Below are 6,365 nucleotides of genomic sequence, written 5' to 3'. Positions count from 1 at the left end.
GCTCTACGCCAATGCCGAGTACCAGAAGGCGGCTCCGTTCGCCAAGATGACGCTGGACTCCATCAATGCCGCCGATCCGACGCATCCGACGGTCAAGCCGGTGCCCTATGTCGGCGTCCAGTTCGTCGCCATCCCTGAGTTCCAGGGCCTTGGCACCACGGTCGGCCAGCTCTTCTCGGCGGCGCTTGCCGGCCAGTCGAGCGTCGACGACGCGCTGAAGCAGGCCCAGGACGCTGCCACCGCGGCAATGACCGAGGGCGGATACATCAAGTAAGGCTCCTCCCGGTGCCGACTGCCGGTCGCCTCCTTGACCGGCAACGGCCGCCCGAGTTCCCAGTTCGGGCGGCCGCCTTTAACGCCTTTGAAAATTCCGTCTGACCAGTGAAGGGTGACCGTCATGGCTACTCAGCAGACCCGTTCGCTTGCCCGTTTCATGATGGCGCCATCCGTGGTGCTGCTGTTCGTCTGGATGATCGTGCCGCTGGTCATCACCATCTGGTTCTCCTTCCAGCAGTACAACCCGCTCAATCCGATCCGCGACGGCTTTGTCGGCTTCTCGAATTACGCGCTGTTCTATTCCAACCCGGCCTTCCTGCAGTCGATCCTCAACACGCTCACCTTGGTGGTCAGCGTGCTCCTGATCACGGTGATCGGCGGCATCCTTCTGGCGCTGCTGATCGACCAGCCGATGTGGGGCCAGGGCATCGTGCGCATCCTCGTCATCTCTCCGTTCTTCGTCATGCCGCCGGTGGCCGCATTGGTCTGGAAGAACATGATCATGCACCCGCAATACGGGGTGTTCGCCGATATAGCCCGCTTCTTCGGAGCCCAGCCGATCGACTGGTTCGGGCAACATCCGATGCTGGCGATCATCATCATCGTCGCCTGGCAGTGGCTGCCCTTCGCGACGCTCATTCTTCTGACCGCGCTGCAGTCGCTCGACGGCGAGCAGAAGGAAGCCGCCGAGATGGACGGCGCCGGCTTCATCAGCCGCTTCATCTATCTGACGCTGCCGCACATGTCGCGCGCTATCACGGTCGTCATCCTGATCCAGACGATCTTCCTTCTCTCGGTCTATGCCGAGATCCTCGTCACCACCAATGGCGGCCCGGGATACGCCTCCACCAACCTGCCCTTCCTCGTCTACCAGAAGGCGTTGCTGGAGTTCAAAATCGGCCAGGCATCCGCCGGCGGTGTGATCGCCGTCATTCTCGCCAATATCGTTGCCTTCTTCGCCATGCGCGCCGTCGGCAAGAACCTGGACAAGTAAGGGAGGCTACGATGGCACGCTCAGTCACCACCCGGCACAAGACGATCGCGACGGTTGCCGCCTGGATCGTCGCCCTGCTGATCTTCTTCCCGATCCTCTACACGATCATCACCTCGTTCAAGTCGGAGCAGGAAGCCATCCAGGGCTTCAGCATCATCCCGTCGGGAACGTTCGAGAGCTATACCGAGGTCCAGGCGCAGAGCGGCTACTTCAAGTTCTTCTTCAACTCGGTGCTGCTCTCGGTCGGCTCGACCATCCTGGCCCTGCTGGTCGCCATACCGGCGGCATGGTCGATGGCCTTCTCGCCGACCAAGCGGACCAAGGACATCTTGATGTGGATGCTGTCCACCAAGATGATGCCGGCGGTCGCGGTGCTGTTCCCGATCTACCTGATCTTCCGCGACACAGGCCTGCTCGACAGCCGCATCGGCCTCATGATCATGCTGATGCTGATCAACCTGCCGATCGTGGTGTGGATGCTCTACACCTATTTCCGCGAAATCCCTGGCGAGATCCTGGAAGCGGCGCGCATGGACGGCGCATCGCTGTGGAACGAGATCGTCTATGTGCTGACGCCGATGGCGGTGCCGGGCATCGCCTCGACAATGCTGCTCAACATCATCCTGGCCTGGAACGAGGCGTTCTGGACGATCCGGCTGACGACGACGGAAGCCGCACCCCTGACCGCCTTCATCAGCTCGTTCTCAAGCCCGCAAGGCCTGTTCTGGGCCAAGCTTTCGGCCGCCTCGACGCTGGCCATCGCGCCGATCCTGATCATGGGCTGGTTCAGCCAGAAGCAGCTGGTGCGCGGCCTGACATTTGGTGCGGTGAAATAACGGAATTGCCCGAAGCAATCGGCAGAAATAACCCCTCGGGGAGGAAACCATGGGAAACATCACGCTCAAGAACGTCTCGAAATCCTTCGGAGCGACGTCCATCATCCCCGGTCTCGACCTGGTGATCGAGAATGGCGAGTTCGTCGTCTTTGTCGGCCCGTCGGGTTGCGGCAAGTCAACGCTGCTGCGCCTGATCGCCGGGCTCGAGGACACCAGCGGCGGCTCCATCAACATCGACGGCCGCGACGTCACCGGCGAGGCACCGGCCAAGCGCAAGCTCGCCATGGTGTTCCAGTCTTACGCGCTCTATCCGCACATGACGGTGGCCAAGAACATCGGCTTCCCGCTGAAGATGGCCGGTGAGGACAAGGCGACCATCGACAAGAAGGTGGGAGACGCGGCGCGCGTGCTCAACCTGACCAACTATCTCGAACGCCGGCCCGGCCAGCTTTCAGGCGGCCAGCGCCAGCGCGTCGCGATCGGCCGCGCCATCGTGCGTCAGCCGACCGCCTTCCTGTTCGACGAACCGCTGTCCAATCTCGATGCGGCACTGCGCGGCACCATGCGGCTGGAGATCAGCGAGCTGCACCATCAGCTCAAGACCACCATGATCTACGTTACCCACGATCAGGTTGAAGCGATGACCATGGCCGACAAGATCGTCGTGCTGAACGCCGGCAACATCGAGCAGGTCGGCTCGCCGATGGAGCTCTACAAGACGCCGAAGAACCTGTTCGTCGCCAGCTTTATCGGCTCGCCGAAGATGAACCTGATCGAGGGCGCGCCGGCTGCCAAAAACGGCGCCAAGACCATCGGCATCCGTCCCGAACACCTGGAGATCTCGACCACGGCGGGCGAATGGAAGGCGGTCGTCGGCGTCGCCGAGCATCTCGGCTCCGACACCTTCCTGCACGTCCAGGCCGACGGCGTCGGTCCGCTGACCGTGCGCGCCGACGGCGAACTCGGCGTCCATCACGGCGACACCATTTACCTGACACCAGACAAGGCCAAGCTGCATCGCTTTGGCGCCGACGGAAAGGCAATCTGAACATGCGACTGGCCGGCAAATCCGCGCTGATCACGGGTTCGGCCCGCGGCATCGGCAGAGCCTTCGCCGAAGCCTATGCCGGCGAAGGCGCAACCGTCGCCATCGCCGACATCAATCTCGAGGCTGCGCAGAAGACGGCCGCAGAGATTGGCGGCAAGGCCTATGCGGTCAAGCTCGACGTCACCGACCTCGCCTCGATCGAGGCGGCGGTGAAAGCCGTAGAGACGAAGACCGGTGGCCTCGATATCCTGATCAACAACGCCGCCCTGTTCGACCTGGCGCCGATCGTCGAAATCACCAGGGCAAGCTACGACAAGTTGTTTTCCGTCAATGTCGCCGGCACGCTGTTCATGCTGCAGGCAGCCGCCCGCTCGATGATCGCGCGAGGCAAGGGCGGCAGGATCATCAACATGGCGAGCCAGGCCGGACGGCGCGGCGAGGCGCTGGTCGGCGTCTATTGCGCCACCAAGGCCGCCGTCATCTCGCTGACCCAGTCGGCGGGGCTCGACCTGATCAAGCACCGCATCAACGTCAACGCGATTGCCCCTGGCGTCGTCGACGGCGAGCACTGGGATCACGTCGATTCGCTGTTCGCCAAATATGAGAACCGGCCGAGGGGCGAGAAGAAGAAACTGGTCGGCGAGGCGGTGCCGTATGGCCGCATGGGCACGGCACAGGACCTCACCGGCATGGCTGTGTTTCTCGCCAGCAGCGACGCCGAATACATCGTCGCCCAGACCTACAATGTCGATGGCGGCCAGTGGATGAGTTGAGGGCGGGGGACGGCCTCTGCTCCTCGTCCCTCCGCGGGGAGCAGAGGCCGACTTCAGCGGGCGCGTAGCAAGTGCCACCCCTTATCCTCTCCCCGACGGGGAGAGGAGCGTAACGAAGGCCGAAACCCGGCCAAAGGGTAAAACAGATGACCGTGAAACTCTCGTCCTCTAACCTCTCCAAGCTGCCCGCCAACGTCGCAGGTCCTAAGTATGACCGCGCGACGCTGAAGGCCGGCATCGTGCATTTCGGCGTCGGCAATTTCCACCGCTCGCATCAGGCCGTCTATCTCGACGATCTGTTCAATGCGGGCATCGGCCATGACTGGGCGCTGATCGGTGCCGGCGTGTTCGACGGTGAAAAGATCGGCCGCGCCAAGCTGGAAGAGCAGGACTGGCTGACCACGGTGGTCGAGCAGGACTCTGGCCATATGAATACCCGTGTGACCGGCGCGATGATCGACTTCCTGATGCCCGGCGATGCGGCCGGTGTCATCGAACGGCTTACCGACCCGGCGATCAAGATCGTTTCGCTGACCATCACCGAAGGCGGCTACTTCATCGACCCGGCTTCCGGCGTGTTCAACCCGACCCATCCCGACATCGTTGCCGATGCGCAGCCCGGCGCCACGCCGAAGACGGTGTTCGGCATCATTCTTGCCGGGCTGGTGCGCCGCCGCGATGAAGGCACCGTGCCGTTCACCGTGATGTCGTGCGACAACATTCCCCACAATGGCCATGTCACCTCCGACGGCGTCATCGGCCTGGCCCGTTTGATCGACCAGGATCTGGCGAACTGGCTCAGCGAGCATGTCGCTTTTCCGAACGGCATGGTCGATCGCATCACGCCGGCCACCACCGACCGCGAGCGCGGCATCCTGGCCAAGGATTTCGGCCTCGAGGACAACTGGCCGGTGTTCTGCGAGCCGTTCCGGCAGTGGGTGCTGGAGGACCATTTCACCGATGGCCGGCCGCCGCTGGAAAAGGTCGGCGTGCAGTTCGTCAAAGACGTTGCGCCTTATGAACTGATGAAAATCCGCATCCTCAATGGCGGCCATGCAGCGATCGCCTATCCGGCCGGCCTGATGGACATCCATTTCGTGCATGAGGCGATGCAGGAGCCGCTGGTGAGCGGTTTTCTGGCCAAGCTCGAACGGGACGAAATCATCCCGACGGTGCCGCCGGTGCCGGACACGGTTCTGGAAGACTATTACCAGCTCATCGAGAGCCGCTTCTCCAACCCGAAGATCGGCGACACGGTGCGCCGGCTCTGCCTCGACGGCTCCAACCGCCAGCCGAAGTTCATCATCCCGACCATCGCCGACCGGCTGAAGGCTGGGAAAAGCGTCGCCGGCCTGGCCCTGGAATCGGCATTGTGGTGCCGCTACTGCTTCGGCACGACGGACAGCGGCGCCGTCATCGAGCCCAACGACCCGAGTTGGGACCGGCTACAGGCGACGGCAAAGGCAGCAAAGGACGCTCCCGCCGCCTGGCTCGCCATGGAGGACATCTATGGCGATGTCGGCCGCGCAACGGCGTTTGTCGAGGCCTTTGCCCATGCGCTCAACGTGCTGTGGGCGAATGGCGCGCGCGCCACGCTGACGCGCTACCTCGCCGGCAAGCTCTGAGAGCCATTCTCGGCCATGACGCCTGAACTGGTCATTTTCGACTGCGATGGCGTGCTGGTCGACAGCGAGGCGCTCTCCGTCTCGGCGCTGCTCGGCATGGTCAGGCTTGCCGGCGGCAGCGTCAGTGAGGATGCCGCCTACGAGCATTTCCTCGGCAAGAGCATGAAAAGCGTGCGCGAGATCCTCGGCCGCGACTTCGGGCTCGATATCACCGACCTGCACCTGACCGAGATGCGCGTCGAATTGATGCGCAAATTCCGCGAGGAGCTGAAGCCGATCGCCGGTGTCAAGAAGATGCTGCCGAAGCTTGGGCTGCCGTTCTGTGTCGCGTCCTCGGGCACGCTCGACCGCATCCGCTACGCGCTCGACGTCACCGGATTGCTTGGGCTGATGGAACCGCACCTGTTCAGTGCCACCATGGTGGCCAAGGGAAAGCCCGCGCCGGACCTGTTCCTGCATGCCGCCGCCAGCATGCGGGCCCATCCACGCAAATGCCTCGTCATCGAGGACAGCCCGGCCGGCATCATTGCCGCGCGGGCGGCGGGGATGCGCGTGTTTGCCTTCACCGGCGGCTCGCATGCCGGCAACCCGACCTTGAAAGCGCGGCTTGCGTCGAGTGAACCGGACTTTATATTCGCTGACATGCTGCAATTGCCCGATCTGATTGCAGGCCTGGGAGCGAGAGACAGAGCATCTTGACGAAACAGTTCGTTTGCGCGGTCGATGTCGGCACCGGGAGCGCTCGCGCGGGCATTCTCGACACCAACGGCACCTTGTTCGGCCGCGCCGAGCGGCCGAACAAGGTGCCGTTGG

At 63.1% G+C, this 6,365-nt stretch carries 6 protein-coding genes and 1 pseudogene; all 7 read left to right on the top strand.

Going from position 1 to position 6,365, the window contains the following annotated elements; genetic code table 11:
- Window positions 1-274: pseudogene (locus EN914_RS19970) on the top strand (sugar ABC transporter substrate-binding protein); the annotation flags it as partial.
- 123 nt (window positions 275-397) lie between these two features.
- On the top strand, window positions 398-1,270 hold the full coding sequence (locus EN914_RS19965; protein ID WP_013528414.1) for a carbohydrate ABC transporter permease: 873 nt from the start codon (window positions 398-400) through the stop codon (window positions 1,268-1,270).
- An 11-nt stretch (window positions 1,271-1,281) separates the two neighbouring features.
- On the top strand, window positions 1,282-2,106 hold the full coding sequence (locus EN914_RS19960; protein WP_013528415.1) for a carbohydrate ABC transporter permease: 825 nt from the start codon (window positions 1,282-1,284) through the stop codon (window positions 2,104-2,106).
- A gap of 49 nt (window positions 2,107-2,155) precedes the next feature.
- The gene (locus EN914_RS19955) at window positions 2,156-3,154 is read left to right on the top strand and encodes an ABC transporter ATP-binding protein (RefSeq protein ID WP_013528416.1); all 999 of its coding nucleotides are present in this window, start codon (window positions 2,156-2,158) and stop codon (window positions 3,152-3,154) included.
- Between the two features lie 2 nt (window positions 3,155-3,156).
- Window positions 3,157-3,927 (top strand): L-iditol 2-dehydrogenase, encoded by a 771-nt coding sequence (locus EN914_RS19950; RefSeq protein ID WP_013528417.1) that lies wholly within the window; start codon window positions 3,157-3,159, stop codon window positions 3,925-3,927.
- Window positions 3,928-4,073: 146 nt separating this feature from the next.
- The gene (locus EN914_RS19945; RefSeq protein ID WP_127218762.1) at window positions 4,074-5,552 is read left to right on the top strand and encodes a mannitol dehydrogenase family protein; all 1,479 of its coding nucleotides are present in this window, start codon (window positions 4,074-4,076) and stop codon (window positions 5,550-5,552) included.
- Between the two features lie 15 nt (window positions 5,553-5,567).
- Complete coding sequence (locus EN914_RS19940; RefSeq protein WP_024502046.1) at window positions 5,568-6,251, top strand: HAD family hydrolase; 684 nt, start codon at window positions 5,568-5,570, stop codon at window positions 6,249-6,251.
- Window positions 6,252-6,365: the final 114 nt, after the last annotated feature.

This window comes from Mesorhizobium sp. M7A.F.Ca.CA.001.08.2.1, assembly GCF_003998455.1.
Taxonomy (GTDB): domain Bacteria; phylum Pseudomonadota; class Alphaproteobacteria; order Rhizobiales; family Rhizobiaceae; genus Mesorhizobium; species Mesorhizobium ciceri.
This window is presented reverse-complemented; position numbering and strand designations above follow the sequence as displayed.

What these genes read in the sequence shown, in the direction of transcription:
- EN914_RS19965 (WP_013528414.1), top strand. Translation starts at nt 398, where the DNA reads ATGGCTACTCAGCAGACCCGTTCGCTTGCCCGTTTCATGATGGCGCCA.
- EN914_RS19960 (WP_013528415.1), top strand. Translation starts at nt 1,282, where the DNA reads ATGGCACGCTCAGTCACCACCCGGCACAAGACGATCGCGACGGTTGCC.
- EN914_RS19955 (WP_013528416.1), top strand. Translation starts at nt 2,156, where the DNA reads ATGGGAAACATCACGCTCAAGAACGTCTCGAAATCCTTCGGAGCGACG.
- EN914_RS19950 (WP_013528417.1), top strand. Translation starts at nt 3,157, where the DNA reads ATGCGACTGGCCGGCAAATCCGCGCTGATCACGGGTTCGGCCCGCGGC.
- EN914_RS19945 (WP_127218762.1), top strand. Translation starts at nt 4,074, where the DNA reads ATGACCGTGAAACTCTCGTCCTCTAACCTCTCCAAGCTGCCCGCCAAC.
- EN914_RS19940 (WP_024502046.1), top strand. Translation starts at nt 5,568, where the DNA reads ATGACGCCTGAACTGGTCATTTTCGACTGCGATGGCGTGCTGGTCGAC.